Below are 26919 nucleotides of genomic sequence, written 5' to 3' on the forward strand. Positions count from 1 at the left end.
TCTGCCTCTTATAAAAGAATATACATATTCAAAAGGAGGCGGATCGAAATGAAAAGAGTAATGTACGTTGTATTATTGCTCAGCTTCGTTATTGGAATAGCAGCTTGTAACGATGAAACGTCCTCAAGTCGCATACTTTTATCGATTGGAAAACCAGCGAAAGATAATGTTATATATTTTACGCATACAGATAACAGACGAAAGATACAGGAAATACAAGACATGTTTCAAAATAAGAAGTGGAAAAGAAATGAAACATTCAGCACTGTTAATAAGACACCAGATGTCGTCTTTTCAATAGATGAAGACAATGCAGGGTTACCGGCACTATATGTTACGGTGTATTTTCATGAAGATGGAGCGGACGCGATTAACTTGTTTGGAGAGCATACGACGTTAAATAAAGAGGAACTTACTAAACTTAGAGAAAAGATGAGTGCATATTATCCTAAAATGATTTTTGGTCTAGTTTCATAAATTACTTGCAAATGAAATTCCCTTATCCTTCCAAAGTAAATGAAGAGGAGGTGATCTGTTTATATGCAGTTAATGGAATAACACTTGCCACTTTAATTTTCTTTTAATATAATTAATTTAGAATTTTTAAATATTCTAAATTTTATAAAGGTGGGGTTTGTGTGAATCTCGTTCAATCTTTGGCTGAAACGGCGAAAAAGAAGGGGGATAAACCGGCTTATATATTTATGGATCAGTCGGTCTCATATGACCAATTAAACAAAATGGTCACAAGGTTTTCTAGCAATTTAGCAGAAATGGGCATTGGAAAAGGGGACAATGTTGCATTAGTTGTTGGAAATTCACCACATTTTTTGGTCGGTTTATACGGAACAATGAAAGCGGGAGCAACTGTTATTCCAGTTAATCCAATTTATACAGCAGACGAAATGCATTACATTTTACAAAATGGAGATGTAAAAACAATTATCGTACTCGACGTCCTTCTACCTGTTATACAATCTCTTACAACAAGACTTCCTTCACTTGAAAACATCATCATATGCGAAACCTCATCAGATTTTAACCATACAGAAACCGGAAAAATGAAAACGTTTACTACAATGATAGGGGCTGGAGATGTAACTTACGAAGGCCCAGAACTAGATGAAGAAGATGTAGCGGTTATTCTATACACTTCGGGCACAACTGGAAAACCGAAAGGCGCTATGTTAACGCATAAAAATTTATATAGTAATGCGAGCGATGTGGCGTCGTATTTACAATATACGGCTGATGATCGCGTCGTTGCGGCACTGCCGATGTTCCACGTGTTCTGTTTAACAGTCGCGGTCAATGCACCAATTGTGAACGGAGCGACCATTTTAATGTTACCGAAATTCAGTCCGAAAGAAGTATTCCGTATTTGCCGCACGTACGAACCGACGATTTTTGCCGGTGTACCGACAATGTATAATTATTTATATTTATTCGAAGAAGCAAGCGCAGAAGATGTGAAGACGCTTCGCCTTTGTATTTCAGGTGGTGCTTCAATGCCTGTTGCTCTTCTGCAAAACTTTGAACAACGTTTTGACGTTATCGTTTCAGAAGGATATGGTTTATCAGAAGCATCACCAGTTACTTGTTTTAATCCACTAGATCGTCCGCGTAAGCCAGGGTCAATCGGTACAAATATTTGGCATGTAGAAAATAAAATTGTAAATGAACTTGGGGAAGAAGTACCTGTCGGAGCAGTCGGCGAATTAATTGTTCGCGGGCCTAACGTTATGAAAGGATATTATAACGCACCAGAAGATACAGCTGCGACATTAAAGGACGGCTGGTTGTATACAGGTGACTTAGCAAAAATGGATGAAGAAGGTTACTTCTATATCGTTGATCGCAAAAAGGATATCGTCTTAGTTGGCGGCTATAACGTATATCCTCGTGAAGTAGAGGAAGTATTGTACATGCACGAATCAGTGGCGGAAGTTGTCGTAATCGGTGTTCCTGATGAAAACTTAGGAGAAGCAGTGCGAGCGTACGTCGTTCTGAAACAAACGAACGTAACAGAAGAAGAACTGATGCATTACTGCACATTACATTTAGCAAAATATAAAGTACCAAAGAGTATTGAATTTTTAACAGAACTGCCGAAGAATACGACAGGCAAGTTGCTGAGAAGAGCTTTGAGAGAAAAAGCGATGCAAGTTTAAATATAGGGGCAACCATCTTTATGAAGATGGTTGCCTTTCTATTTTTTAGCATTGGTTAAGCTATGGTGCCATATATTTAAACCGTAATATGACTAATAAGGAGGAGATATAAGTGGAACAGAAGGAATTACGTTTGCGGCGAGTACAATATCTTATTTGTGACATTATGGATGAAATGAATACGGAAAGTGAGAAGAAAAACTTAGAGATTTTGCAGCAAGTCATTGATCACCTTTCAGGAGCGATAGGTGATTTAGTGGATCCATCAAGCTCGTATTCTATCGATTATTTAGAGAGGAAAGTTCATACCGCGCATTATTTACTTTTTAAAAATGAGCGTAAAGCGTACTTATGTAGGAAATAATAGTATTATTTTTATTTGACATTGATAATCATTATCAATATGATAGTTGTGTTAAGTATATTTATATAAAGGGAGATGTCATATTGATAATGATTAAGAAAAAATATATGAATGCATTTGTTATAGCAGCAACGTTAGCAGTTCCATTTAGCGGTATGATGGCACCGATTGCGAAAGCAGAAGCGGTAGTAGAAATGAAAGCAGCTAGCAAATTAGCAGATGGCACGTATGACGTTATTTTAAAGACTTATAAAGATCAAACGAATGATACATCTGTTGCGTCTACATATTTAAAAAATGCAAAAGTAACCATTCAAGGTGATAAAAAAATCGTTACGTTAACAGTTCAAGATAGTAGCTATTTCCAGTATCTTAGAGTAGAAGATACGAATAAAGTAGGGACATTCCATGATGTAAAAGTAATTTCCGAAGATAAAGCAAATAACGGTACGAAAGTTGTTCAATTTGAAATTGATGAGTTTTCGAAAAAATATAATATGCAAATGCATATATTAATTCCAGCAATTAAATATGATCATACATATCAAGTACAGTTTGAAATCGATGCGAGTGCAATTGAACAGAAGCCTAAATTCTCTGACGTACCAGCATGGGCACAAGAATCAGTTCAATATTTAGTAGATAAAGAAGCAGTACACGGTAAGCCAGATGGTACATTTGCACCAGCTGAAAATATTGATCGTAGTTCCGCTGCAAAAATAGTAGCAACTGTTTTAGGATTAGAAATTAAGAAAGATGCAAAGCCATCATTCCCTGATGCACAAAATCACTGGGCAACGCCGTATATTGCTGCTGTTGAAAAAGCAGGTATTGTAAAAGGTGATGAGAAGGGAAACTTTAATCCGGGCGGGTTAATTAACCGTGCATCAATGGCTTCTATGTTAGTAAATGCATATAAATTAGAAAGAAATGAAAATATAAAACTACCGAAAGAATTTGCTGACTTAAACAATCATTGGGGTGCGAAGTATGCCAATATTTTAATCCAAGAAAAGATTTCAATTGGAACAGATAATGGCTGGGCTCCAAATAAAGCGGTAAGTCGTGCGGAAGCAGCACAATTTATTGCGAAGGCGGATAAGTTGAAGAAATAAATGAAATAGAATGAGAAATGAAGGCGCACAACGTTCACTTTTGTGAATGGATTGTGTGCTTTTTTATGTGTCAATTATTGATAGGATAGTGTAGAGGATAATATTAATCCGTTATTAGTGGAAATGGACCTCGGCAATATGTATACTTTACAGGTGCGTATGTCTAGCAAAGGATTGTAATTGGTCAAAATTGAAAAGCATATTATACAAAAAATCATTATAAAACTTTTGTTCAATTACCACGTAAAAAGGATGATAAGATCATGCGAATTGATAATAAAATAAAATCGTTAACTCCTCCATTTATACATTTACTATTTATAAATGAATTTAATCATTCTAAACATTTAAGAATAGAAGAGAATATCCAATTAATATCTATTGATGGTAGTAAATGTATGGATATGAATGGGTTATTTAGCGAATTCTCAAAGAAAATGAATTTCCCAGATTATTTCGGTGGTAACTGGAATGCTTTTGATGAGTGTATAAACGATTTAAGTTGGTTAACATCTGAGCAATATGTAATTTTGATTAGTAAAACAGATAAATTGTTGGTGAATGACAATGAGAATTTTGAAGTGTTAATAAATATATTGTCTGATACGTGTATGGAGTGGGCAGAAGGTAGGGAATATGGGGAGTTAATAACTTTTCCAACCCCTGTTCATGTGTTTTTTTGTTGTATAGATAATAAAGAGAAACATATAATTGAGAGGTTTAAGTCCACAGGCATAATTGAATTTGATATTATAAAATAAATTTGCAGTTATAAAAAAGCATTGTGGTAGTAATCACAATGCTTTTTTATAACTATCCCTCTAAATATTACAGGTTCATAATATTTTAAAATATAGCTAGTAATTGTTGAAACGTATTATAAGATGAAAAGAGGAATCTCTTTGAGGAGTTCGCCGTTGTTTATAGAAAGGAAAAGTCAACTTGTATAATTTTAAGCAGGATACAAAAGAATTATTGCAGCAGATAGTAAGGAGAAAGGCACCTGAACTATTATGGATTGTAGATTGTAAAGACTTTCGTATGTTAGAAATTGAAATCATCCATGAGTTGAGAGACATTTTGGCAGATGAGTTAATTGAAAAAGGCTTTGATGAACAGGATAATATTAATGATTTTGGTAGAGTTTTAGAGGAATGGATTGATATATTTGGAGATTCTCTTGAATAATACTTTGCGCTTTATAGCTTAGAACTGAATAAGGAGGACTAAAATGAACTTTGAATTCAAAAAAGTTCAGTGTATAGAAGATAGTAATATATATCGGGTGAATGATTTTACTGATATATATGAAACGGATTTACATAATAATGATGATTTTAATATTGATAATTTGAATTTGCTTTTTCAACAGAGGATTCGTCAATTCATTATACATGTAAGTAAATCAGAAATATTACATTTTAAAAAGGAAGTCGATTCTAAAAATATTTTTTATAAGATGCTAGACTTTGGCAGGGATAATGTTTTCTTTGTTTTTGAATCTATACAAAAGAAAGAAGTACTTTATATTATCAAATTATTTTATAGTGTAAGTATAGAAAACACGTTAGCTATAATTTGTTTGGGAGAAAAGGTTGATACTAAATTAAAAAAATTAAATCAAAATAAGATTATAGAGTATGTAATGGGGAATTGTTTTGTTCCGAAAATTACATTAGTCCCCTCATCGGCGTGTGCATTTATTCAATATGATGGTGCATTATTAACAATTGCTAGTAACAATTTAGAAATATAGAAAAAGAGTAAGGATGGATAAAGATATTAGAGAGAAGAGTGAATATAAGCTCTTCTCTCTTTATATATGCCAGGGTAATTTAGTCGTAAATAAAAATTGTTTTTAAGGAGAAAACATGGACACATACATCGAAATACACAAACCTGCAACAGAAAAGAACGACTATTTTCTAGTGTTAGATGAACATGATAATTTTGAAAATGATAAAATCTTAAATTTGTTATCAATAATTAATAGATATATAGTTGATGTTGATACAAGCATGGAACAATTTATGAAAACAATGATGTCGAAATTTCATTTATATATTTTAGTGAATTGTGAAGGGGTTCAAGAGGAATTAACAAAGGTGCAAAATTACATTTGGGAAAAAGAATTAAAAGAGTTAAACTGGAAGAAGTCGATTGTGAAGAGCACAATTTTAATAAACCAGTATGATCCTGCAACTGATATTTTCGATGTGATTTCTCCTGTATGTATGGAAGGGAGCCTCATGTTCCTTTTCTCTGAAAAAGAAGTAAACGATAATGAGTTAGAGAGTATCATAAAACATATAAATTTTGATCGGACAAGAGTATATTTCAATAAAGAAACAATTGAACTGGCGGGGGAAATGGGGTATATAGTAGGGCATTTTGAAGATGAGTGTTATTTAGTATCTTTACGTTCGGAAAAGCAAGTATTTGTTTGTTATGCGGAAGAACGTATTATGGATTAGAATGAAGCAGCAAAACATGAAGTTTCTACATTGAGAATGAAAATGCACCTGAATTTTTGGGTGCATTTTTTACAATCTTTATGTGTAGAATCAATGAGAGGATTTTATTATTAGAAGAAAATAGTTTCAATGAAAAACAGTTAGAGTGTTATAGGAGAGAATAAATGGAATCAGTACTATTCAATGAATTAAATTATACGTTACAAATCGGAAAAATACGTATGTTTATACCAGATTTTAGTTCAAAAGAATATATCATTTTTGAGGATTTAGCTGGGCTTTTAGATTTAGAGACAAATTATGATGCAATGGTTTTTATACGAAATCAAGTTAAAGAAGCGGGAATAAAAGGTAAAGTCCGTTTTGATTCAGAGAGCGATTGTGTAGAGATATATTCAACAAATGGAAAGACAATGTTACAAGTTACGATTTTGGTGAATAAGCTTATAGACGAAGAATTTACATTTGAGAATAAAAGAGAGTATAAACAGTTCATTGAATCTTGGAAACGACCTAAAAAACAAAAATGGAAAGCTGGGGATGTATTTTCTATCTCTTTACCAAATGAAACATATTTTTTCGGACAAATTGTTGAATTGATGGAAGACGTGTTTCCTTTATGTGTTATATTCGATTTGCATTTGAAAACAGTACCTACTAAGGAGGAGATCGATAATGCTAACATTTTGACAGCATTGATGCTTAATGGAATGGTATTTGACGATTATACTCTTAAGGTTATTGTTGATATGGAAATAATGGGAGAAATAAATGAAAACACTAGGAAAAACCCAGTTCGAAATGTGACTTGGTCTACTGCTCATTTAATAGATTTCTGCATAGAATACAAGTTAGAAAAGAAACAAAAGTTTGTAGAAGAGATATCTGATAATAGAAATTTTATAATTGAGTATAACTGAGGATAGCAACTTTTATCCGTATTATAAAGTGGAGGAAAATGCATGAATAAATTAGGATTTAGAGTTATTCGCGGGGAAGAGGGATATAGCCATTATTTTGGTGGAGCAACTTGGGAAGGTCCTATATGTCCGCAATGTAATGAACAAGCGCATCAAATATTTACCTTTGATTTGAATGATTCGAGATTAGAGGAACTTAAGACAGAAGAATTAAAAGAGTTGCCGTTAATTACTTGTTTAAATTGTTCCTTATATGAAGATATACAAAATTTCAAAATAAATATAATGGAACGTTCTATACATACCATTACTCAAAGTGAGATGTTTGATTGGAAGTATGAATTAATTGATAAGATACCAGTTCCTTTGCCGAAATATGATATGAAATTAATAACGATGGAGAAATATGATGTCCCTTGTGATGAAGATGAAAATGACCAAGCTTTTGATGCGATGGGAAGAGACTATATTTGTAGAATACTTGGAGCACCTCTATACATAGACGATTTTATAGAGGCAACGTGTCCTTGTTGCTCGAAAAGTATGAACTATGTGGCTATGTTGACCGGAGAGGATTATGGGAATGAAGGGGGACTTACAGGAGGAATAACTTTTCAAATAGGACAGAGTTTTTTATATTTTTATCTATGTAAAGAATGTCTAATCATACAAACTTCCATGCAGAGCACTTAAGTTTGTTCCGCGGTCTGAACGGTTTATTTGAATGAGAAGAGGAAGTGCATCACTTCTTTAAGAGATTAAAATGTATTAGTTAAAATAATAATTGAGAGTAAGCGTCAAACTTATTAAGATTAAGTAAGTTTGACGCTTATTTATATGTTTAGAATTAATGAGAGGATTTTCATCTATATGAAAGAGATCGTATGTAAAGAGTTAATAAGTTTTAAGTCTATTGTTGAAGCCTATCAAATTAAAAAAATGAGTTTAGATTACAAGCAAAATGTAATTTTGCTAGTACAAGACAATCAGAATCGACCTTGTATGATTTATTTAGATAAAAATAATGTGAATATAAGTAATTTCAATTTAAATGCGGATATTCATGTTGAATCTGTTCAATGTATGCAACGAATCGGAGAGAGAGGGTTGCTTATATTTAATTATAAAGATGAGAATGCAGTTATTTATAATCCGGATGGAAGTGAATATGTTAAGTTTTATGCAGGAGAAGGGATTCAAGATTGTCAGGTTGATGTGAATGAAGATATTTGGGTTAGTTATTGTGATGAAGGGATTTTTGGAGAGTGCCCAATTGGAGCAAATGGTATAGTTGCTTTTGATTCTACAGGTCAATTAATTTTTGATAGTTATGATCAATATGTAGAAAAATATAATATACCGTATATAGATGATTGTTACGCAATGAATGTGTTAGATGGAGACGTTTGGCTCTATTATTATTCAGAATTTCCTTTAGTTCAAATGAAAGATAAAAAATTTCATATGTCGTGGAATGAAATAAATTTAACTAGGGAAACATGGTCGAAAAGTTTTGCGGTTGCTCAAGATAAAGTAGTATTTATTATGCAAGATAAAAAGTTGGTTGTTTATGATTTAAACGATAATCATGTGCATGATATGAATCTTCGTAATGAACTAGGAGAGCAGGTTCAATTTGTTAATTATTATAGCCGTGGATCTGTTATGTATTTTCAGACGGATGATAGGCTCTATTATATTGATGTACTTAATATGTGAGGGGAATAATGGAAAGAAAGCTAAGTGTATTAGAGTGTTAAGTTTGTATGAAAAGAGTTGAAAGTATGCACAATATTATTATGAAAAAATTGGAACCTGTATATGGGAAAGACACAAAAAATGTAAGAACGGGAACTAGGGTATTTGGAAATATAGATAAAGTTAATTGGATGAACGTGGTTAATCCGCCACTTAGTAAAGAAGAGATTCAAGTATTTGAAGATGAGATGGAAACTGTATTTCCAGAACCATATAAATATCTACTATCTCTTATGAACGGAAGCTTTTTAGCGAATTTAGTTCGTATAGCAGGGCAGCCGAAAGTGGGTGGTCTTTCTGATGAGGAAGAATATTTGCAACCGTTTGAATTAAAGAGTTTTCAACAATTATATGATTCTAAAAAAATTCCTGAATCATATTTTGTCTTTGCAGATTCAATGGATTTAGGCACAATATATGCTATTAATGAAGAGAATAGAGTATTAGAATTACATTTAAGAAATAAGAAAGTTTTAAGAGACCTAGGAACGATGGAAGAATGGTTGAATTTGTTATTAGAAGAAGCGGTGCGTATAGATTAATGGTCGGGGAGTAGTTTATGAACTTAAAATATAGAAATGGTTTTTATTGTGAAGATTGCTGTGCTTAATATTTACGTTATAAGTGCATAACAAGATATAATAGAAGAAATGAATAAGGAGGCTAGTTGTGAAGAATCTTCGTTATCTTAATATATTTACGATATTAATTATATACACACTACTTATGCTTTACATAGGCTGGAACGGCTGGGTTTGGCTTCATGCCGTATTTGGCTGGGAGTCTTGGGGATATTACGCTTTCGTTGTTGGCTTCATTTCGTATGCGTACATTCTCGTGCAAGTGTTTAAGTTTTTGCCATTTCTACGAACGATAGGTTCGATTTGGTTTGCGGTTATACAATACGCGCTTATGTTATTGCCGTTAGCTAATATTACAGTCTTTCTTTTACAGTTTGTAGTAGAGAAAGAAGCGGCAATTATTTGGACAGGGGCAGCTGTGTTAGCTGCATTTATTTTTATCTTTGCGTACGGAGTATTTAATGCATATAGCCCGGTAGTAAGAAAGTATGAGGTGCACATTCCGAAAAAAGTAGAGGGACGTAAAAGCTTACGCATTGCGATGGCTTCTGATATGCATTTCGGTAAATTATCTGGCGTTTCGCATTTGAAAAGGCTTGTTCGTCATGTAAATGAAATGGAGCCTGATATTATTTTACTGCCAGGAGATATTATCGATGATCATCCAGGTGTGTTCATTCAAAAAAATATGGGACATATTATGAAACAAATGACAGCTCCACTAGGCGTATATGGTGTGTTAGGAAACCATGAATATTATGGACGGGCAGTTCCTGAATTTTTACAGGAGATGGATAAGATTGATATTCGTATTTTGTTAGATGAAGTGATCACAATTGAAGATGACTTTTACCTCGTTGGAAGAAGAGATAAAACAGAACGCGATCGACAAAGCTTTGAAAAACTTATGAGTACAGTGGATAAAACGATGCCAGTTATCGCAATGGATCACCAACCCTTTGAGTTAAAACAAGCAGCGGATGCTGGCGTAGATTTACTATTATCCGGTCACACGCACCGGGGACAAATGGCGCCGAATCATATTGTAACGAGAAGAATGTACGAACTAGACTGGGGATACGTACAAAAAGGTGCATTCCACGCAATTGTTTCTTCTGGTTTCGGATTTTGGGGGCCACCATTAAGACTTGGAAGTAGGTCGGAGATTGTGCAGGTGGAGGTTACGTTTGAATAAGTTTATGTAATAGGGAGCTAATGGCTCTCTATTTTTACAAATAAAAAAGGCTCCATATAAGGAGCACTCAATAAAAATAAATGAATTAAAACAAATAACAGACATGTATAATATACAATATTTATAATTTAAAATCAATATATTTTAATTTAATATTTTTGTTGGTGTCGATTTCATAAAAGAGTTACGATTATAAGATAAAGGGGGATTATAAGTGATCATATCAGATGTGCTATACGGAGAATTTGAAGTGGATCCAGTAGTAGAAGAATTAATTGTAAGTAAGTCTGTGCAAAGGTTAAAAGGTATTCATCAAACTGGCGCAAGCTACTTAATAAATGAGAAATGGAATGTAACGCGCTTTGATCATTCAGTTGGCGTTATGTTGTTAATTAAGAAACTCGGTGGCTCAGTAGAGGAACAAATTGCAGGTTTACTGCATGATGTATCACATACTGCTTTTTCTCATGTGATTGATTACGTTTTTGATAACAAAAATGAAAGTTATCATGAAGAAATATTTAGTTCTGTCGTGAAAAATTCAGAAATTCCAGCCATTCTTTCAAAGTATGGTTATAACTATGAAGAGATTTTGTTAGATGATTCGAAGTGGACGTTACTGGAAAGGTCAGCGCCAGAATTATGTGCAGACCGAGTGGATTATACGTTACGAGATATGTATACATACGGATATATTTCTTTAGAAGAGGTTCATAGATTTTTAGAGGATATTATCGCAGTAGAGGGGAGAATGGTCCTTCAAAATATCGAAATAGCTGAATGGTTTACAGAAACGTATTACAAAGAAGTCATCGATTTCTTTATGCAACCAATGAATATTTATGGAAATGATATGTTAGCAAAAACGCTAAAGTTAGCTCTACACAAAAAGGTTATTCATGCAGATGATTTTCTTCTTGAAGATGATGATCTAATTTCGAAATTGCAGCAATGTAGTGATTCAGAAGTACATGCTTTATTAAGCAAAGTTCATCCGAATGTAAAAGTAAAAGAAGATAAAAACGATTATGATTTGTATCAGAAAAATAAAGTACGTCTTATTGATCCACCGTTACTTTGTGAGGGGGAAGTCGTTCCGTCGTCTGTTGTGTCAGAAAACATAAGACAGATGAGTGATAGCGCTTATGAAAAAGCGGTGAAAGGGATGTATGTGAAAGTGATTTCGGATTAAAAAGGAGAGCATCACTCCTAGATGCTCTCCTTTTTCCACATCACTGATCAAACCAATTCCAAACCTCAATATCTCCAAGAGTCGCATAACGTACGTGAGGTGAGTTTTGTAATTTTAACAATTCTTTCGACGGCCCAGTAATGACAATGCCATATACTTTTACGCCGTTATCTTTTACATACTCATAACGTTTATCTAAGTTCAGCTCTTTTTCAGAAATCCGAGTAGTTTTACTTACAGTTTCTTTATGTGTAGAAAGAATACGCATCATTTCGATTACTTCATCTTCTTTTGTCTTCGGTCGTTTTGCTTCATTATCAGGGAGATTTATATGTTCTGAAAATCCGATAACCTCTCCGCCATGTAGAATGAAATCTTCTTCATCTATTCTTTCTTGCCCTGTGTCTAAAGCGTACCATATAGGAGTGGGCGGCATTTCTTGTGCTTCAAATGTGCTATATAGAATGGATGCTAATTCTTGTAAAGTGTAAGGTTTGTCAAAAGATATCGCTACTTCTGCAACGGTGCCCTCATGTATCTTTCCGAGTGTACTCCAAACTTTTTTAGAGATTTCTTTCAAATGATCATCTTGCTTTATTTTTGGATGAACAAAGGAAAGTTTGTTGGAATAGGGTTTATTTGCCCATGATTGATTTGTGTCAGTTACAGATGATAAGAAGCTACGCGTTGTTACTGTACCAATTGGCATTTCTTTTTTACCGACCGTTTTAACTAAATTCATTTCAATTTCTGTACGGAAAAAGGGTTTAATCTTTGTACTGCCTCCAGTGGAACGACTATTTGGAATTGTTGCTTCTAGTGCGAGTGCTGGAATCTCATTTACTTCAACTAATTTTTTCATATTATAGAAGTAAAAAGAAGATGAGAAATGACCAACAAAATAGATTGCAATACAAACGGCAAGGACAAAGCTAACGGTTTGCCAACGTTGTTTCCATTTTATTTTCCAAAACGGAACTTTCAGGTTTTGTGGTGGTAGTTTTTTCTTTATTGTTTCACTTTTTGAAAGCAATTGATCTAAGTAAGCCTCGCATTCTTCACATGTCTCAATATGACTTTCTAACAGTTTCTGTTCATCATGCGTGAGCGTTCCGTTTGCGTACTTCTCCCATAGTTTTTTAAATTCTGTACAACCCATCCGTATCACTCCTTTATGCTTTTCATTTCTTTTCGACCACGGTGTAATTCAATTTTCACTGTCGCTAGTGAGAGACCGGTCATCTCTGCTATTTCTTTATATGAGAATCCGTAGTAATCTCGTAGTAACAGAACATTTCGTCTTTCAAGCGGAAGAGAAGATAAACCTTCTAACCAACTAGCAATCTCATGTTTTATGAAATAAGAGTGCTCTGTACTTGGCACGTTTGGTAAATGGAATTCTGTAATTGTCGTCGTTTTATATCTTTTTTCTTTTCGATACCAATCGATAAAGGCGTTGTAGGCAATTGTAAATAACCACGGTCTAATTTCTTCGCCTTTATAATAGTCAATATGGACGAGCATGCGATAAAAGGTTTCTTGCATGAGATCTTCAGCAAAATGGGAATCTCCGGTTAGGGAGAGAAGATAGCGAAATAAATCTTGCATATGTTCTGAATAAATTTCTTCTAATGATTGTTTACGTTTCACTACATTTCCCTCCCTTCACACATAACAACGAAAAACATATAAAAAAGTTACAATTTTTTATGGAATTATAGTAAAAAACGTCAAGAATTGGATAAGATTCTCTTTTATCATAATACATATAAGGCGGGTGAACAGAGATGGAAAGCTATGAAACACAAATTCAAAGGTCCATTGATTATATCGAGGAAGATGTAATGGAAAAACAGACGCTGCGTAAGTTAGCTCGCATTGCAGGTTTTTCTGAGTCGCATTTTCATCGTGTATTCCAGGCGTTAGTAGGTGATACGGTAATGGAGTATGTTCGGAAGAGGAGGTTAGCCCGGGCAGCTTATCAACTTTCTCATACGGATGAAAAAATTATTGATATCGCATTTGAACATGGCTTTCAATCTCACGAAACGTTCACGAGAGCCTTTAAAAAATTGTTTCAAATGACACCGAGTGAATATCGAAAGCAGGAAATAGAAACACCGATGTATTACAGCGTGAATGTAAAGCAAAGAAAATTAAATCCGTATTTAGGAGGCATACAAATGGAATATCGTATTGTAAATAAACCGGAATTTTTAGTGGCGGGTTATGAACTGAAGACGACAAGTAAAGAAGGGAAGAACCATCAAGACATTCCAGCATTTTGGCAAGAATATTTACAAAAAGATCTTGGAACGACAATTCCGAATCGTAAAGATACGAGCCAATGGGTAGAGCTTGGATTATGTACTGATTTTAATTTAGAAACAGGGGACTTCACTTATATTATCGGAATGGAAGTCACAGACTTTGAAAATGTACCAAATGAAATTGCAAAGCGCACGTTCCCGGCAGCAACATATGCGGTATTTACAACGCCGAAAGTTCCTCATGAAGAAATGGTATCGTCTATTCACCAAACGTGGAATGCAGTATTCTCAGAGTGGTTCCCGCATTCAGGATACGAACATTGCGGCGTTAATGAGTTTGAGCTATACGATGAGCGTTCCCATGCAGATAAAAGTGAGTTCGCTCAAATTGAACTTTGGATACCGGTGAAGAAGAAATAATAGATTGAGAGCGAGTCATTGAGAAATGGTTCGCTTTTTTATAAAGGGAGAGTGGGGATATGTTTCAAAAACTAGAATGTGTATCTATACATACGAAGGATATAGAAAAATCCGTTTCTTTTTATAAAGAAATGGGAATGGAGCAAAACTGGGTTATAGAAAGAGAATTAGAAGAAGGGGCTATTTGGACGCTAATAGGATTGAAGTTTCCAGATGAGAAAAGTTCAGAGTTAGTAATAAGCAATCATCCGGATATTAATTTTATAGAAGTCGAAGTATTGGTAGAAGATGTGCACCAAACGTATGAAAGTTTAAAAGATAATAAAGATATAAAATGGATTCGCGAACCATTTCCAACAGAATCAGGACATGTTGCGGTAATGGAAGCACCTGATGAGAATGTGTTTGTATTGGTAGGAAAATAGCTGAAATATGGAGTGACCTTTCATAGTGAGTTATGAAAGGTTATTTTTTATGAGTGGATTGTTAAATTTGTATTGCTTTATATGTAATACATTTGAAAATGGTAAAATAAAATAGCAATTAAATATTGCGGGTGGAAGGTTATGCCCTTTCTTCATTTGGTGAAGAAAGGAGGTGTAATTGTATGGAATTTCTTTTGCAAATTTTGTTGGAAATCACAAAAACTATAGCTAGAGAAGGTATAGTTATGGGATTTAAGAAATTAACGACAAAAAAGCGCAAAAAGAAGACCACCCGTCTGCCTGCGAAGCGTGGGAAGTCTTCTAAGCGCAAATAAGCTTTAGTTGCAACCTTCCACCTTGCGGTAATTAGTTGCAGTGACGGGGTGTTGGAAGCACCTCGTCTACTTCATTTTATGCAAAACTTAGTTAGTTTATACTTCTATTTATAGTATAACAGTTTAGAAATGTATTTGTTAATAGTTTTATTTTTACTTTGTATAGTAGAGGAAGTAGGTTAGCGTTGTCGTTTTTTTGTCGATAAGCCGATATATTTTGATTTGCGCCGATATATTCGCAAAATCGCCGATATAATTTCATATACTGCTAAAACAACTCAGAAAGATGGTCTATATCATTTCATATGCCGCTAAACTCTCCCAAAAAAGAAAAGACGCCACATAGCGCCTTTTCTACGAACGAAACGGAAACACAAGTATAATTGTCGTTCCTTTTCCTAGTTCACTATCAATAGAAATCGCTCCGTTATGAGCATGAACGAGTTGTTTTGTAATAGCGAGGCCAAGTCCAGTTCCAATGTTGCTTTCTTCTGTATTTGTTCCTCTGTAATATCGCTCAAATAGAAGCTCTTTCGTTTTATCATCCATTCCTTTTCCGTTATCTGAAATAGAGAGTGTGAATGAAGTAGCATTTTGTGAAAGCTTTACAATGACATTAGTTGTTTCATTATTATGTTTTACAGCGTTTACGAGTAAGTTTTCAATAATACGCTGGAACCATTTTTCTTCAATGAAATATTGAATTTTATTTGAGCTTGGTACGAATTCAATATTTTGATTTTGAAGTGTCGGATTATTAATGAATTGTAATAATACTTTTTGGACGAATTGATTCATTTCAATGTTTACATGCTGCGCAGGAAGACTATTATTTTTTAATTGATACGTTAAGCTTAAGTCATCAATTAGTGTGGTCATATATTGAGATTTCTCTTTCATAACGCTGCCAAATTGCTGAATGTCACGATCGGTCCAGTTATACTGTTTTGATTCTAGTAATAATGCGTAGCCGTATATAGAACTTAGTGGTGTTTTTAAATCGTGCGTTAGACCAGTAATCCATTCTTCACGTGTTTGCTGCAGTACTTGCCTCATCGCATCATTTTTTTTGAGTGTAATAGAAAGGTGCTCTAGTGAATTTGTAACATCACTAAATAAGCGGAATGACCATTTTTCTTTACCAGATTTCCTGAACCTGATAGGTTTTCCTTTTTTACTAACAGGCTCTTCGTACTTTCCACCAGCTATGTTTTTAAGCCAGCGCATCGCATGTAATAACGGTTTTCCAAATTTATTACCGTACCAAATAGAAAGAATGACTAAATAAACAAATACGATAAGAAGGATTAATCCGCATCCGATTAGAAACTTTTTAGCAAATACATCGTCTATTTCATCATCTGGGTAGTAGTACTCATTTTTGGCAGTTACAACGAGAAGATGATTGCTATTTGTGTCGTAAAAGCTAGACGTGTTTTCTTTATGATTCCACGGTTCCCTTTCATTAAGAGCAGCTTGTATAACAGAAAACGTTTTTTTCTTTCCGTTTGGATAGGAGAATACTTCTTCGCCGCCACTATTAAAGATTTGAAGAGTAGCCTTTTCTTTAGAAAGTAACTGTTTTTCTTCTTCTGTTAATGCGAATGAATCTGTAGATACAGAAGGGTGCGTTTTCTGAATTGTTTTTAGTAGTGCATTGCTTTTTAACATGCCGCCGTAAATAACAAGTACGTTTTTTTCTTCTAATTCAATTTCCCAATATGTAAATGTATAAGGACTTTCTATGTGATTCTGTATATACGAGAATAAAGATGTTTTCGTATAAGATGTCGGTACGTCATTTGGCGTATTAAAGTGATAGAGAACTTTTCCGTTTTCCTCGACAACTTGAATCCAATCATTTTTCTCTTTAATTAAGTCTTTTACTTCAGCTTTTAACGAAATATTGCCATCTTCTGAAGAGATGTATCTTGCAATCATAAAATTTTCAGCATCTGGAATGTTCGGTTCGTATGAAGTACTCGTAACAAGAAAAATTAAATACGTGAATGCAGCTACTACAGCAATCAGTAATGTAACTAAAACAAATACGTGTTGCATGATAAACTGGATAATAAGTCGTTTATTAAAGTTCATATCGTCACCCTACTTTGTAATGAACTTATAGCCAAGCCCGCGAACGGTTTTTATATATTCTGGTTTACTTGGGTCTTGTTCGATTTTTTCACGTAGTTTTCGAATGTGGACCATAACGGTATTGTCATCGCCATTATAGGCAGGTGCTCCCCAAACTTTCTCGTATATTTCTTCTTTTGAAAATACGTAGTTCGGATTCTCGCAAAAGAAGAGTAATAGCTGAAATAGCTGGGCGGAACATTCGACAACACGCCCATTTACTGTAAGCTCTGCGGAATATCGATCAATTTCAAATCTACCAAATGAACTGGATTGTGCTTTTTGTTCGTGTGGCATAACTTGCTTCATATGTCTTCGGAGTTGTGCTTTCATACGAGCTACCACTTCAAGTGGATTAAATGGCTTCGTAATATAATCATCTGCACCGTGTGAAAATCCAGATATTTTATCTAAATCAGATGTTTTAGCTGTGAGGAAGAAGATAGGACAATCTGTTTTTTGACGAATGATTGGACAAATATCAAAACCAGATTGTCCAGGAAGCATGACATCTAAAATAATTAAATCGTAATCGTTTTGCTGAGTGAGAGATAAAGCTATTTCAGCGGATGTTGCAGTTGTAATATGAGAAAAACCTTCTTTTTCAAGAATGGTAGTTAGTAATTGTAAAATTGCTGTTTCATCATCAACGAGCAAAATATTTGCTTCATACATAAAAAATCCCTCCTAATTTCCTCGAATATCATATCATCTTTCGGTAACTTATGGAATTTTTAAGGAAATTTTAAGGTTTTCTTTCTCAAAAAATTAAGAATCAAATGATATGATAAAAGTAACATAGGGGAGGAGATGAGTGTGAATCCGTTTCAAACGATGCGAGCTAGATATTTTTTAATTGTATTTGCACTATTAACTGTAGTTGCAAGAGCCAGTAATGAATTGATAGAAAATACATTTCATATGCAAAATTCTACTTTTATAAATATTCTTATATTCTATATCCTGCCGATTACGTGGATTTATTTTGAGTATAAAAAACACCGTGTTTCATTTTCATTATTTATTAATAGAAATGAAACATTTAACCTGGTGCAAGTTTTATACATTACGATCATGTTATGCGTGTTTAGTTATGGATATCTTATTTTGTACATGTATAGCTTTGCATGGATTACACCGACATTTATTATGAACGCATTACGCGAACCGATTATGGATAGCACTGGAGGATACGTTTATCAAGTTATTATGGTCGTATTCATCGCACCAATTATTGGGGAATTTGTTTTTCGCGGATTTTTACTGCAACGCTTCGCAGCAAAATGGGGAACGAGTATAGCGATCATTGTTGTAGCAATATTGTTTGCATTGTTACATGTTGATTTCCTAGGTGCAATTGTATTTAGCGTTGTACTATCAATCGTATATATTCGTACGAATAGTTTACTCATGCCAATCGCTATTCACATGTTAAACAATGCATTTGTAATCGGTGCTTCTTTTTTAATAAATAAAGAAGAGATAATGAGTTTTACAGATTTCTCAAATTATACGACGTTCTTTCCAGGACTTATTATTTTTATAACAGGATTAAACTTAGTACTCATCTTTTTATTTGTTAACCGCAAATATTGGAGTAAAGAAATGCCCGCTATATATGTAGAGCAGGAAAAAAGCTTTTCAGACGTAGTGGGGAGTAAATGAGATGAAAAAGACGATTGAAAAATATTGAAAGATATTATAGATGCTACGTCTATTACAGATATATGTGATAAAAGCGTTTGTCATTGGCTGCAACCTGTAGTAGATACGATTGTGTTTCCGGAGTATTACTTATTTTCTAGTACGCATGTAAAAGAAAATATTATTTCTCTTCTCATTGTGTTAGGGGTTTTACTACTATTTGGTCTAATTGTAGAAGAAATGATGAAGCGCATCTTCAGAAAAAATGAAGAGAAGTATATGTGGATTCATAAAATATTCGAGAAAGTAATAGTGTCTTTCCTTTTGTTTTATAGTATGAAAATAATCATTTACTTTATAGCTTTGAAACATCATTCATTCTAAATTTGAAAGGGATGTATAAAATTATATGAATGAAACAATATCATCAAATAAGTTTTTTTATTTGATTGTGCTTAGCATAGTACTAATAACGACAGTCAACGTTATTCTTCGCTGGGAGGAAGCTTATTTCTTTATGTATTTAGCGCTTCATTTGTTAGGAATTCTATGTATCAGTGGCGGCGTAGTTGCTGAAAAAAAGAGTGAAGAAAGCGTTAATTATATGTGTGTGACCGGCCTTATTTTACTTTTAGCTGTACAAGGGATTATGAAATATAGTTCTTTTTCTCTGCAAGATTTTAGCTTATTAATGGATGTACTTCCTTAAGGAGGTACGTTATGTTATCTAAGAAGCAAATAGGATATGTACTAGTTTTAATTGGATTTTTTACGCTTATTGTAACGACTTTATTTTTTCAAGACTATGAATATATACGCTATATAAAAGGCGCTGGTTTAATATGCTGGGTTGTAAGTACGTTTCTTATCCCAGAGTATGAACCGAAGAAAGCGTCTAAAGGTAGGTAAAACTCTTCTATTTGTAGAAGAGTTTTTTTATGTAAATAAAAGGATCTCGAGCAATTCGCGTAATAAGCTTGTTCTAATTTAGCATGTACGAACTTACAATAATAATAGACAGGCAGCATAGAGGAGGGAATAGCGTGAGGAAGGTTATCGGGTGGTCGCTTTTTTTGTACGTTGGGTTTGCGTTATTTATATATTGGTATTTATTTGGATGGAATCATGAACTAATTCCTGACATGTACAAAGGAACGAGTGCAGATCCAGAAACGTTTATGAATGCAAGAGAGCTTACGCTAAGCCAAGATTATTCGCGCGTGAAAAATTTACTGTATTTTTTAGCGGCGCCTCTTGAATGGATTATATTATTATTTGTACTTGTGCTCGGTATTTCAAAAAAGTTTGAGAAATGGTCGAAGGAAACGACGAAAATAAGTGTCCTGCAAGTTGCGATTTATTTCTTTTATTTATCACTACTTACAACAGTTCTTGCCCTGCCGATGCAATGGATTAGCCGAAAAGTGTCCGTTGATTACGGCATTTCAACGCAAAGTACACAAAGCTGGATAAAAGATCACGTTATCGGTTTTTGGGAAAGTTATGCAACTATGTTAATTGTAGTTACGGTTCTTCTTTGGCTTATTCGCAAATTCCCGAAGAGATGGTGGTTAGCAGGATGGGCACTCTCTGTTCCGTTTACAATCTTTTTAACATTCATACAGCCTGTCGTGATTGATCCACTGTATGACGACTTTTCGACGCTAAAAAATAAAGAATTAGAAACGAAAATTTTAGCGATGGCAGACAAAGCCGATATTCCAGCGAAACATGTATATGAAGTCAATATGTCGGAAAAAACGAATGCGTTAAATGCATATGTAACAGGAATAGGACCTAATTCACGTATTGTAATGTGGGATACGACGCTTAAGCAATTAAAAGATAAAGAAATTTTATTTATAATGGCTCACGAAATGGGGCATTATGTTATGAAACATATATATTGGGGCGTTGCGAGTTATGTGTTGCTATCGTTTATAGGGATGTACCTCATTAGTCGTATTATAAATATGTGTATTCGAAAATGGGGGGATACGCTGCAAATGTCAAAAGCAGCATGTTTCTCAATTTTACCTTTATTTTTCTTAATTTCTTCTGTCCTCTCTTTTGCATCACAGCCAGCAACAAACTATGTTTCTCGTATAGAAGAACGAGCGGCAGATCAATACGCTCTAGATATGACGAAGGACGGGAAATCTGGTGTAAAAACGTTTCAATATTTATCAAAAACGAGCTTAAGCCAAGTAAATCCGCCTGCGTTAGTAAAGTTTTTCTTATATACACACCCACCAATTTTTGAAAGAATTCATACGTTTGAACAATATGAAAAGGAAAAGAAGCGGTAGTGTACTGCTTCTTTTTTTATGCGTTATTCGAGTTTTGGAAAATTATAGTGTATAATATATGGAATATTCAGTGAAATGTTTAGGAGGTTAATATTTTGTTTCATTCAAAATCAATGCCGGCTATAAAAATGATCCTTTCGATGTCTATTTTCGGATCAATTGGATTTTTTTCTGTTCAAACAGGTTTACCGTCTTTTGAATTAGTATTCGTTCGTTGTATTTGTGCGACTATATTTTTAGCATTATGTTGGCTCGTAACAGGACAATATAAAAGTGAGCAATGGAATAAAAAAGAAGTCATGCAAATATTAGCATGCGGTGTATTTCTCGTTTTTAACTGGGTATTTCTATTTAAAGCATTTGAAGTTATGTCGATTACAATTGCGATTTCAGTTTATCATCTAGCACCCATTATCGTATTAATGATTGGTAGTATTGTATTTAAAGAGAGACTTACAATGTTTGCTGTTTTGTCCATTGTTATTTGTTTTATCGGTACAGTGTTAGTGGCTGGAGTAGATGGAAGTCTATCACTTGAAAAACTGATGTCATCTGGCATGGTATGGGCACTACTTGCGGCACTATTTTATGCTTTTACCACTTTATTAGGAAAAGGAATTCAGCATACGAGCGCCTATGCGATGACATTTTTACAAACATTTTTAGGTATATTTTTATTGCTACCATTCGTAGACTTTGGCAAGTTTCAAGGGTTAACAGAGATGAATTGGATGATGATTACAGCGACAGGTCTTATACATACGGGATTTGTATATTACTTATTTTTTGACAGTTTAAGAGATTTATCGACGAGATTAATTTCTGTATTAGTGTTCTTAGATCCTGCGGTTGCAATACTATTAGATACAGTCTTTACCGGGTTTAGACCGACTAGTATGCAAATAGTAGGAATTGTTCTTATATTTGTAGGAATGGCATTTACTTTTCGAAAAACGAAGGATGAAAAAATAGTAGTAGAAGAAAAATTATATTCTTAATTGTAAATAATTAGGTTGAAATGAATTTATAATTTTCAGATTTATTGTATAATATAATTTGCAGGGGAATAAAGGAAAAGGTAGATGAGAGAGATGAAAAAGCTAGTAAAGATAGCGACATCGTTAACACTAATGGGAGGAATATTTGTAGGTGCAAATGGTGTGTCTGCAAATACAGATGTCGTCCAAAAATCTAGTCCTGATATTATGATAAAGTTTGATGATGTAACAACAGATCATTGGGCGTATGATGAAATTACAAATTTAGTATATCATCGCATTATGTATGGCTATGGAAATGGTAAGTTTGGGACAGAAGATCATATAACACGTGAACAAGCGGCAGCAGTTCTATATCGCGCACTTGGTTTAAAAAGAAGTGCATTTAATGAGAATCCATATGGAGATATTAGTACGAAATCAACCATGTTCCCTTACGAAATTTTACGCTTAACACAGCTTGGTATTTTTAAAGGAGACGAAAATGGGAATTTCCGTCCGAAAGATACATTGACTCGTGCAGAATTAGCACAAATTTTAACGAAAGCATATGAGTTGAAAACAAAGCATCCGCATACATTTACAGATATACCAGAAAATCATTGGGCAAGGGATGCAATTAGCGCATTGCAGTCTAATAAAGTAGCGGTAGGAACGGGAGATGGCAAGTTCCAGCCTGAAATGCTCGTTACACGCGGACAATTTGCAAAGTTTTTACAACGATCAATTGATAATTCTCCAGGGAAAATGGAATAGATAGAGAGAAAGCTCATAATGTGTAGAAGAGGTATCTTCCGCTCATTATGAGCTTTTATTAATAGAGAGGTTACTATTGTCGTATGTTGTAGGTAAGTCGATATAATTGCATTTTTTGTCTAGAAAATGAACTCTTAAAACGTGAAGGATTTCTTTTGAAAAAAGTAGAATATTTATATTATAGAAACACCTTTACATGAATACAGGAAAGAAAATTAGTTTGCGTACAATTCGGTATAAAAATTGAAATTGAGAGCGAATTGGCTCTCCTTTAGTAGTGATTTTCACAATAATAGATTTTTTAAATGTAATATATTGCATAAATGGTGCAAAGGCAACATATGTAATATTGGAAAGGATTTCAGTCTATTATTTTCCGTTTTTTAAAATGGAGGTAAAGGGGAGAGGGCAATGAAGAAGAACATGTTACGTATAATGGCAACGATGACTATTATGGGCGGCTTGTTTGTAAGTACGAATGTTCCCAACGTAAAAGCAGAAGAATATCCAGAAATGATTGTGTTTGATGATGTTCCAGTAAACTACTGGGCATATGACGATATAATGGATGTAGTATACAATAAAGTAATGTTAGGGTATGGAAATGGTAAGTTTGGTGTAGGTGATAATGTAACGAGAGAACAAGTAGCAGCAGTGCTGTATCGTACATTGAATTTGAAAAGGGAAGGACCTTTAAAAAATCCATACAAAGATATTTCTGAGAGAGCAACAATGTTTTTAGATGAAATTTTAGTATTAACAGAGCATGGTATTTTTAAAGGTGATGAAAAAGGAAACTTTAGACCAACTGCACCAGTAACACGCGCAGAAATGGCACAAATTCTTACGAATGCATTTACATTTGAGGTGAAGAAGAACCATACATTTAAAGATGTACCAAATAATCATTGGGCAAAAAATGCGATTAGTGCACTACAGTCTAATCATGTCATAGTAGGAACAGGAAATGGGCAATTTGAACCGAATAAAGTTGTAACACGTGAGCAATATGCAACGTTTTTAAATAGAGCTGTTTTTTATTTTCCAGTAAAAGATGAAGATTATGAATGAAAGTTAAAGTATAAGGATGTTTAAATTATATTGATATAATATATATTAAGAAAAAAGCGCGGGAATTCCACGCTTTTTTCTTATTTAAAATTATTTGTAATTATATTGATTTTCTATTCGTAATTTAATTTTTCGATTTTAGTGGATAAGAAGAGATTGAATAAAGTGACTTTTTATTGTTTAAATATACGTTTTAGTAACTTTATTGTTAATCAAGTGTAAATAAAAGTATATGAAATATAGTTCATAAATTAGACAAAAATCACATGGAAATTATATTGTTACGCTTCCATTAATTCTTTATATTAGAAAAAAATATGTTTTTAGGGAGAGAATACTTTGAAGAAAAAGTTTTTAAAAGTAGCAACAGCTTTAACAATTATGGGTGGAGTGGCATTTAGTGCTGAAGGGACAACAGCAAAAGCTGAATTAGCTGCAAAGCCACAACAAGCAAGTCAGGCATTCTTTAAAGATGTACCAGCAGGACATTGGTCTTATGAAGCAATTCAAACTTTAGCAGAACAAGAAATTATGCTTGGTTATGGAAATGGTGTGTTCGGTTTTGGACATAACGTAACACGTGAACAAGTAGCCGCTTTAATTTATCGCACAATGGATTTCAGTGAAGTATTCGAGGAAGGCGATATTCTTGAAAATCCATATAAAGATATTAATGAAAGATCAACAATGTTCTTAGAAGAAATTTTAGTATTAACAGAATTAGGTATCTTTAATGGTGATGGAACTGGAAACTTTAGACCGAAAGATACATTAACACGTGCAGAAATGGCACAAGTGCTTACAGTAGCATATGAGTTAGAAGTAAAAGAAACAAAAGGATTTAAAGATGTACCAAAAGGACATTGGGCAGAAAATGCGATTAATGCAGTAGGTTCAAATGGTATTTCGGTAGGAGATGGAAAGGGTAACTTTGCTCCAAACATGAAAGTAACACGTGAACAATATGCGCAATTCTTATTTAAAACAATTTTTGAATAAATAATAGAACAAGAAGCTGGTGTTGTATAACACTGGCTTTTTTTTATGTGTAATACCGGTGGAAGAATACAGTTTTACAAAAAAACAATTAAATTTTCAAAAAAAACTTCCTTTTCTGAAGATTTGTTATATAATATAAAACATAAAATCAAATCTGTTATAAAACAGTTTAAGAAGGGGATGCTAATATGTCGACGCAAACTTCACGGGTTACATTGCCCGGAGAAATGTTGCCAGCGTACAACGAAATATTGACACCTGAGGCGCTTAGTTTTTTGAAGGAACTACATGGAAATTTCAATGAGCGCCGCATAGAACTTTTACAAAAGCGTGCGGAGAAACAAAAGAGAATTGATGCAGGAGAGTTTCCGAAGTTTTTAGAAGAAACGAAGCACATACGTGAAGCTGATTGGACAATTGCTAAATTGCCAAAAGATTTAGAGGATCGCCGCGTAGAGATTACTGGCCCAGTAGATAGAAAGATGGTTATTAACGCTTTAAATTCAGGAGCACATCTTTTTATGGCGGATTTTGAAGATTCGAATTCACCAACTTGGGAAAATGCGATTGAAGGTCAAATAAACTTACGAGATGCAGTAAAGGGAACGATTTCACATAAAAATGAAAACGGAAAAGAATATCGTTTAAATAGTAAAACAGCAGTATTAATTGTGCGTCCAAGAGGATGGCATTTAGAAGAAAAACATATGCAAGTTGACGGAAAGAATATGTCTGGTAGCTTAGTAGATTTTGGACTTTATTTTTTCCATAATGCGAAAGCTCTTTTAGCAAAAGGAAGCGGTCCATACTTTTACTTACCGAAAATGGAAAGCCATTTAGAAGCAAGGTTATGGAATGATGTTTTCGTATTTGCTCAAAAATATATCGGTATTCCAAACGGAACGATCAAAGCCACGGTGTTACTGGAAACGATACATGCTTCGTTTGAAATGGATGAAATTTTGTATGAGCTTAAAGATCATTCTGCTGGATTAAATTGCGGAAGATGGGATTATATTTTTAGTTTTCTAAAGGGTTTCCGTAATCATAATGAATTTTTACTTCCAGATAGAGCGCAAGTCACGATGACGGCGCCGTTTATGCGCGCGTATTCTTTGAAAGTCATTCAAACGTGTCACCGTCGTAATGCACCAGCTATTGGAGGAATGGCAGCACAAATTCCAATTAAAAACAACCCAAAAGCGAATGAAGCAGCTTTTGAAAAAGTACGTGCGGATAAGGAGCGCGAAGCTTTAGACGGTCATGACGGGACTTGGGTTGCCCACCCGGGACTTGTGCCAGTCGCGATGGAAGTATTTAATCACATTATGAAAACGCCGAATCAAATTTTTAGAAAACGTGAAGAAATACATGTTACAGAAAAGGATTTATTAGAAGTACCAGTGGGAACGATTACAGAAGAGGGTCTTCGTATGAATATTAGCGTAGGCATTCAATATATCGCATCTTGGTTAAGCGGACGGGGAGCAGCACCAATTTATAACTTAATGGAAGATGCGGCAACAGCGGAAATTTCTAGGGCACAAGTATGGCAATGGATTCGCCATGAAGGTGGAAAATTAAATGATGGCCGTAATATTACATTTGAATTAATGGAAGAGCTAAAAGAAGAAGAGTTAGCAAAAATAGAAAGAGAGATTGGTAAAGAAGCCTTTAAGAAAGGGAGATTCCAAGAGGCGATAACGTTATTTACAAATCTTGTTCGGAGTGATGAATTCGTACCATTTTTAACATTACCGGGTTATGAAATTTTATAAAAAGTGAA

The 26919-nt window shown here is 34.1% G+C and carries 31 protein-coding genes; 27 read left to right on the forward strand and 4 right to left on the reverse strand.

Annotated features, from left to right (window positions below; translation table 11 throughout):
- Nucleotides 1-48: 48 nt before the first annotated feature.
- The 14 genes from ACTFR9_RS19775 (at nt 49) to ACTFR9_RS19840 (ending at nt 11770) form a co-directional block, all read left to right on the forward strand.
- Nucleotides 49-477, forward strand: a complete 429-nt coding sequence (locus tag ACTFR9_RS19775; protein ID WP_000832616.1) for a hypothetical protein — start codon at nt 49-51, stop codon at nt 475-477.
- A gap of 161 nt (nt 478-638) precedes the next feature.
- Nucleotides 639-2171 carry a fatty acid--CoA ligase family protein gene (locus ACTFR9_RS19780; RefSeq protein WP_193635090.1) on the forward strand — a complete coding sequence of 511 codons (1533 nt, stop codon included), beginning with the start codon at nt 639-641 and terminating at the stop codon, nt 2169-2171.
- A gap of 112 nt (nt 2172-2283) precedes the next feature.
- Nucleotides 2284-2535, forward strand: a complete 252-nt coding sequence (locus tag ACTFR9_RS19785) for a hypothetical protein (protein ID WP_000435479.1) — start codon at nt 2284-2286, stop codon at nt 2533-2535.
- A gap of 89 nt (nt 2536-2624) precedes the next feature.
- Nucleotides 2625-3650: an S-layer homology domain-containing protein gene (locus tag ACTFR9_RS19790; RefSeq protein WP_229136452.1), complete on the forward strand. Its 1026-nt coding sequence runs from the start codon at nt 2625-2627 to the stop codon at nt 3648-3650.
- A 263-nt stretch (nt 3651-3913) separates the two neighbouring features.
- Nucleotides 3914-4411, forward strand: a complete 498-nt coding sequence (locus ACTFR9_RS19795) for a barstar family protein (protein ID WP_048557258.1) — start codon at nt 3914-3916, stop codon at nt 4409-4411.
- A gap of 181 nt (nt 4412-4592) precedes the next feature.
- Nucleotides 4593-4838, forward strand: a complete 246-nt coding sequence (locus ACTFR9_RS19800; protein WP_000282232.1) for a hypothetical protein — start codon at nt 4593-4595, stop codon at nt 4836-4838.
- A 43-nt stretch (nt 4839-4881) separates the two neighbouring features.
- Complete coding sequence (locus ACTFR9_RS19805; RefSeq protein WP_001008521.1) at nt 4882-5406, forward strand: hypothetical protein; 525 nt, start codon at nt 4882-4884, stop codon at nt 5404-5406.
- 115 nt (nt 5407-5521) lie between these two features.
- Nucleotides 5522-6124, forward strand: coding sequence for a hypothetical protein (locus ACTFR9_RS19810; RefSeq protein WP_229136453.1), 603 nt, complete (start codon nt 5522-5524; stop codon nt 6122-6124).
- 164 nt (nt 6125-6288) lie between these two features.
- Complete coding sequence (locus tag ACTFR9_RS19815; RefSeq protein ID WP_000446713.1) at nt 6289-7044, forward strand: Imm26 family immunity protein; 756 nt, start codon at nt 6289-6291, stop codon at nt 7042-7044.
- A 42-nt stretch (nt 7045-7086) separates the two neighbouring features.
- Nucleotides 7087-7737: a hypothetical protein gene (locus ACTFR9_RS19820; protein ID WP_001037223.1), complete on the forward strand. Its 651-nt coding sequence runs from the start codon at nt 7087-7089 to the stop codon at nt 7735-7737.
- Between the two features lie 177 nt (nt 7738-7914).
- Nucleotides 7915-8763: a hypothetical protein gene (locus tag ACTFR9_RS19825; RefSeq protein ID WP_229136454.1), complete on the forward strand. Its 849-nt coding sequence runs from the start codon at nt 7915-7917 to the stop codon at nt 8761-8763.
- A gap of 65 nt (nt 8764-8828) precedes the next feature.
- Nucleotides 8829-9344, forward strand: coding sequence for an SMI1/KNR4 family protein (locus ACTFR9_RS19830; RefSeq protein WP_229136455.1), 516 nt, complete (start codon nt 8829-8831; stop codon nt 9342-9344).
- A 127-nt stretch (nt 9345-9471) separates the two neighbouring features.
- Nucleotides 9472-10578 (forward strand): metallophosphoesterase, encoded by a 1107-nt coding sequence (locus ACTFR9_RS19835; protein WP_229136456.1) that lies wholly within the window; start codon nt 9472-9474, stop codon nt 10576-10578.
- Between the two features lie 214 nt (nt 10579-10792).
- A complete protein-coding gene (locus tag ACTFR9_RS19840) occupies nt 10793-11770 on the forward strand; it encodes an HD domain-containing protein (protein WP_229136458.1) in 978 nt (325 codons plus the stop codon).
- A 40-nt stretch (nt 11771-11810) separates the two neighbouring features.
- Here the strand turns inward: ACTFR9_RS19840 and ACTFR9_RS19845 are convergent, their stop codons facing one another.
- The gene (locus ACTFR9_RS19845; RefSeq protein ID WP_229136459.1) at nt 11811-12929 is read right to left on the reverse strand and encodes an anti-sigma factor; all 1119 of its coding nucleotides are present in this window, start codon (nt 12927-12929) and stop codon (nt 11811-11813) included.
- A 5-nt stretch (nt 12930-12934) separates the two neighbouring features.
- Nucleotides 12935-13420 (reverse strand): RNA polymerase sigma factor, encoded by a 486-nt coding sequence (locus ACTFR9_RS19850; RefSeq protein ID WP_229136461.1) that lies wholly within the window; start codon nt 13418-13420, stop codon nt 12935-12937.
- A gap of 137 nt (nt 13421-13557) precedes the next feature.
- Here ACTFR9_RS19850 and ACTFR9_RS19855 point away from each other — a divergent pair, with 137 nt between their 5' ends.
- From ACTFR9_RS19855 to ACTFR9_RS19865, 3 genes are all read left to right on the forward strand, one after another.
- Nucleotides 13558-14460, forward strand: a complete 903-nt coding sequence (locus tag ACTFR9_RS19855; protein ID WP_000446820.1) for an AraC family transcriptional regulator — start codon at nt 13558-13560, stop codon at nt 14458-14460.
- Between the two features lie 59 nt (nt 14461-14519).
- Nucleotides 14520-14885, forward strand: a complete 366-nt coding sequence (locus tag ACTFR9_RS19860; RefSeq protein ID WP_002157379.1) for a VOC family protein — start codon at nt 14520-14522, stop codon at nt 14883-14885.
- Between the two features lie 182 nt (nt 14886-15067).
- On the forward strand, nt 15068-15220 hold the full coding sequence (locus ACTFR9_RS19865; RefSeq protein ID WP_000394952.1) for a hypothetical protein: 153 nt from the start codon (nt 15068-15070) through the stop codon (nt 15218-15220).
- Between the two features lie 354 nt (nt 15221-15574).
- Here the strand turns inward: ACTFR9_RS19865 and ACTFR9_RS19870 are convergent, their stop codons facing one another.
- Together ACTFR9_RS19870 and ACTFR9_RS19875 are read right to left on the reverse strand one after the other, a co-directional pair.
- Nucleotides 15575-17317 carry a sensor histidine kinase gene (locus tag ACTFR9_RS19870; RefSeq protein WP_229136463.1) on the reverse strand — a complete coding sequence of 581 codons (1743 nt, stop codon included), beginning with the start codon at nt 17315-17317 and terminating at the stop codon, nt 15575-15577.
- 9 nt (nt 17318-17326) lie between these two features.
- Nucleotides 17327-18031: a response regulator transcription factor gene (locus ACTFR9_RS19875; protein ID WP_000272687.1), complete on the reverse strand. Its 705-nt coding sequence runs from the start codon at nt 18029-18031 to the stop codon at nt 17327-17329.
- 141 nt (nt 18032-18172) lie between these two features.
- On the opposite strand from ACTFR9_RS19875, the gene ACTFR9_RS19880 reads away from it, so the two are divergent.
- The 10 genes from ACTFR9_RS19880 to aceB all read left to right on the forward strand — a co-directional run bounded on the left by ACTFR9_RS19880 (nt 18173) and on the right by aceB (nt 26911).
- On the forward strand, nt 18173-19021 hold the full coding sequence (locus ACTFR9_RS19880; RefSeq protein WP_001067975.1) for a CPBP family intramembrane glutamic endopeptidase: 849 nt from the start codon (nt 18173-18175) through the stop codon (nt 19019-19021).
- 24 nt (nt 19022-19045) lie between these two features.
- A complete protein-coding gene (locus ACTFR9_RS19885; RefSeq protein WP_000651700.1) occupies nt 19046-19384 on the forward strand; it encodes a hypothetical protein in 339 nt (112 codons plus the stop codon).
- 25 nt (nt 19385-19409) lie between these two features.
- Nucleotides 19410-19709, forward strand: a complete 300-nt coding sequence (locus tag ACTFR9_RS19890) for a hypothetical protein (RefSeq protein WP_001006054.1) — start codon at nt 19410-19412, stop codon at nt 19707-19709.
- A gap of 11 nt (nt 19710-19720) precedes the next feature.
- Nucleotides 19721-19909, forward strand: a complete 189-nt coding sequence (locus ACTFR9_RS19895; protein WP_000949420.1) for a hypothetical protein — start codon at nt 19721-19723, stop codon at nt 19907-19909.
- A 134-nt stretch (nt 19910-20043) separates the two neighbouring features.
- Nucleotides 20044-21309, forward strand: coding sequence for a M48 family metallopeptidase (locus ACTFR9_RS19900; RefSeq protein WP_193635095.1), 1266 nt, complete (start codon nt 20044-20046; stop codon nt 21307-21309).
- A gap of 95 nt (nt 21310-21404) precedes the next feature.
- Nucleotides 21405-22307 (forward strand): DMT family transporter, encoded by a 903-nt coding sequence (locus ACTFR9_RS19905; RefSeq protein WP_076856150.1) that lies wholly within the window; start codon nt 21405-21407, stop codon nt 22305-22307.
- Nucleotides 22308-22391: 84 nt separating this feature from the next.
- Entirely contained in the window at nt 22392-23063 is a 672-nt protein-coding gene (locus tag ACTFR9_RS19910) for an S-layer homology domain-containing protein (RefSeq protein WP_229136464.1), read from the forward strand.
- A 411-nt stretch (nt 23064-23474) separates the two neighbouring features.
- On the forward strand, nt 23475-24134 hold the full coding sequence (locus ACTFR9_RS19915) for an S-layer homology domain-containing protein (RefSeq protein ID WP_000739933.1): 660 nt from the start codon (nt 23475-23477) through the stop codon (nt 24132-24134).
- A 339-nt stretch (nt 24135-24473) separates the two neighbouring features.
- Nucleotides 24474-25133, forward strand: a complete 660-nt coding sequence (locus ACTFR9_RS19920; protein WP_000726288.1) for an S-layer homology domain-containing protein — start codon at nt 24474-24476, stop codon at nt 25131-25133.
- A gap of 188 nt (nt 25134-25321) precedes the next feature.
- On the forward strand, nt 25322-26911 hold the full coding sequence (gene aceB / locus ACTFR9_RS19925) for a malate synthase A (protein WP_440049014.1): 1590 nt from the start codon (nt 25322-25324) through the stop codon (nt 26909-26911).
- Nucleotides 26912-26919: the final 8 nt, after the last annotated feature.

This window comes from Bacillus cereus group sp. MYBK222-1 (assembly GCF_051916425.1).
Classification (GTDB): domain Bacteria; phylum Bacillota; class Bacilli; order Bacillales; family Bacillaceae_G; genus Bacillus_A; species Bacillus_A paranthracis.

Excerpts from the sequence above, each read along its gene's own strand:
- ACTFR9_RS19865 (WP_000394952.1), top strand. The coding sequence starts at position 15,068 with ATGGAATTTCTTTTGCAAATTTTGTTGGAAATCACAAAAACTATAGCT.
- ACTFR9_RS19870 (WP_229136463.1), bottom strand. The coding sequence starts at position 17,317 with ATGAACTTTAATAAACGACTTATTATCCAGTTTATCATGCAACACGTA.
- ACTFR9_RS19790 (WP_229136452.1), top strand. The coding sequence starts at position 2,625 with ATGATTAAGAAAAAATATATGAATGCATTTGTTATAGCAGCAACGTTA.
- ACTFR9_RS19815 (WP_000446713.1), top strand. The coding sequence starts at position 6,289 with ATGGAATCAGTACTATTCAATGAATTAAATTATACGTTACAAATCGGA.
- ACTFR9_RS19910 (WP_229136464.1), top strand. The coding sequence starts at position 22,392 with ATGAGAGAGATGAAAAAGCTAGTAAAGATAGCGACATCGTTAACACTA.
- ACTFR9_RS19895 (WP_000949420.1), top strand. The coding sequence starts at position 19,721 with ATGTTATCTAAGAAGCAAATAGGATATGTACTAGTTTTAATTGGATTT.
- ACTFR9_RS19875 (WP_000272687.1), bottom strand. The coding sequence starts at position 18,031 with ATGTATGAAGCAAATATTTTGCTCGTTGATGATGAAACAGCAATTTTA.
- ACTFR9_RS19915 (WP_000739933.1), top strand. The coding sequence starts at position 23,475 with ATGAAGAAGAACATGTTACGTATAATGGCAACGATGACTATTATGGGC.
- ACTFR9_RS19795 (WP_048557258.1), top strand. The coding sequence starts at position 3,914 with ATGCGAATTGATAATAAAATAAAATCGTTAACTCCTCCATTTATACAT.
- ACTFR9_RS19830 (WP_229136455.1), top strand. The coding sequence starts at position 8,829 with ATGCACAATATTATTATGAAAAAATTGGAACCTGTATATGGGAAAGAC.
- aceB (WP_440049014.1), top strand. The coding sequence starts at position 25,322 with ATGTCGACGCAAACTTCACGGGTTACATTGCCCGGAGAAATGTTGCCA.
- ACTFR9_RS19810 (WP_229136453.1), top strand. The coding sequence starts at position 5,522 with ATGGACACATACATCGAAATACACAAACCTGCAACAGAAAAGAACGAC.
- ACTFR9_RS19845 (WP_229136459.1), bottom strand. The coding sequence starts at position 12,929 with ATGGGTTGTACAGAATTTAAAAAACTATGGGAGAAGTACGCAAACGGA.
- ACTFR9_RS19805 (WP_001008521.1), top strand. The coding sequence starts at position 4,882 with ATGAACTTTGAATTCAAAAAAGTTCAGTGTATAGAAGATAGTAATATA.
- ACTFR9_RS19860 (WP_002157379.1), top strand. The coding sequence starts at position 14,520 with ATGTTTCAAAAACTAGAATGTGTATCTATACATACGAAGGATATAGAA.
- ACTFR9_RS19855 (WP_000446820.1), top strand. The coding sequence starts at position 13,558 with ATGGAAAGCTATGAAACACAAATTCAAAGGTCCATTGATTATATCGAG.
- ACTFR9_RS19820 (WP_001037223.1), top strand. The coding sequence starts at position 7,087 with ATGAATAAATTAGGATTTAGAGTTATTCGCGGGGAAGAGGGATATAGC.
- ACTFR9_RS19890 (WP_001006054.1), top strand. The coding sequence starts at position 19,410 with ATGAATGAAACAATATCATCAAATAAGTTTTTTTATTTGATTGTGCTT.
- ACTFR9_RS19825 (WP_229136454.1), top strand. The coding sequence starts at position 7,915 with ATGAAAGAGATCGTATGTAAAGAGTTAATAAGTTTTAAGTCTATTGTT.
- ACTFR9_RS19775 (WP_000832616.1), top strand. The coding sequence starts at position 49 with ATGAAAAGAGTAATGTACGTTGTATTATTGCTCAGCTTCGTTATTGGA.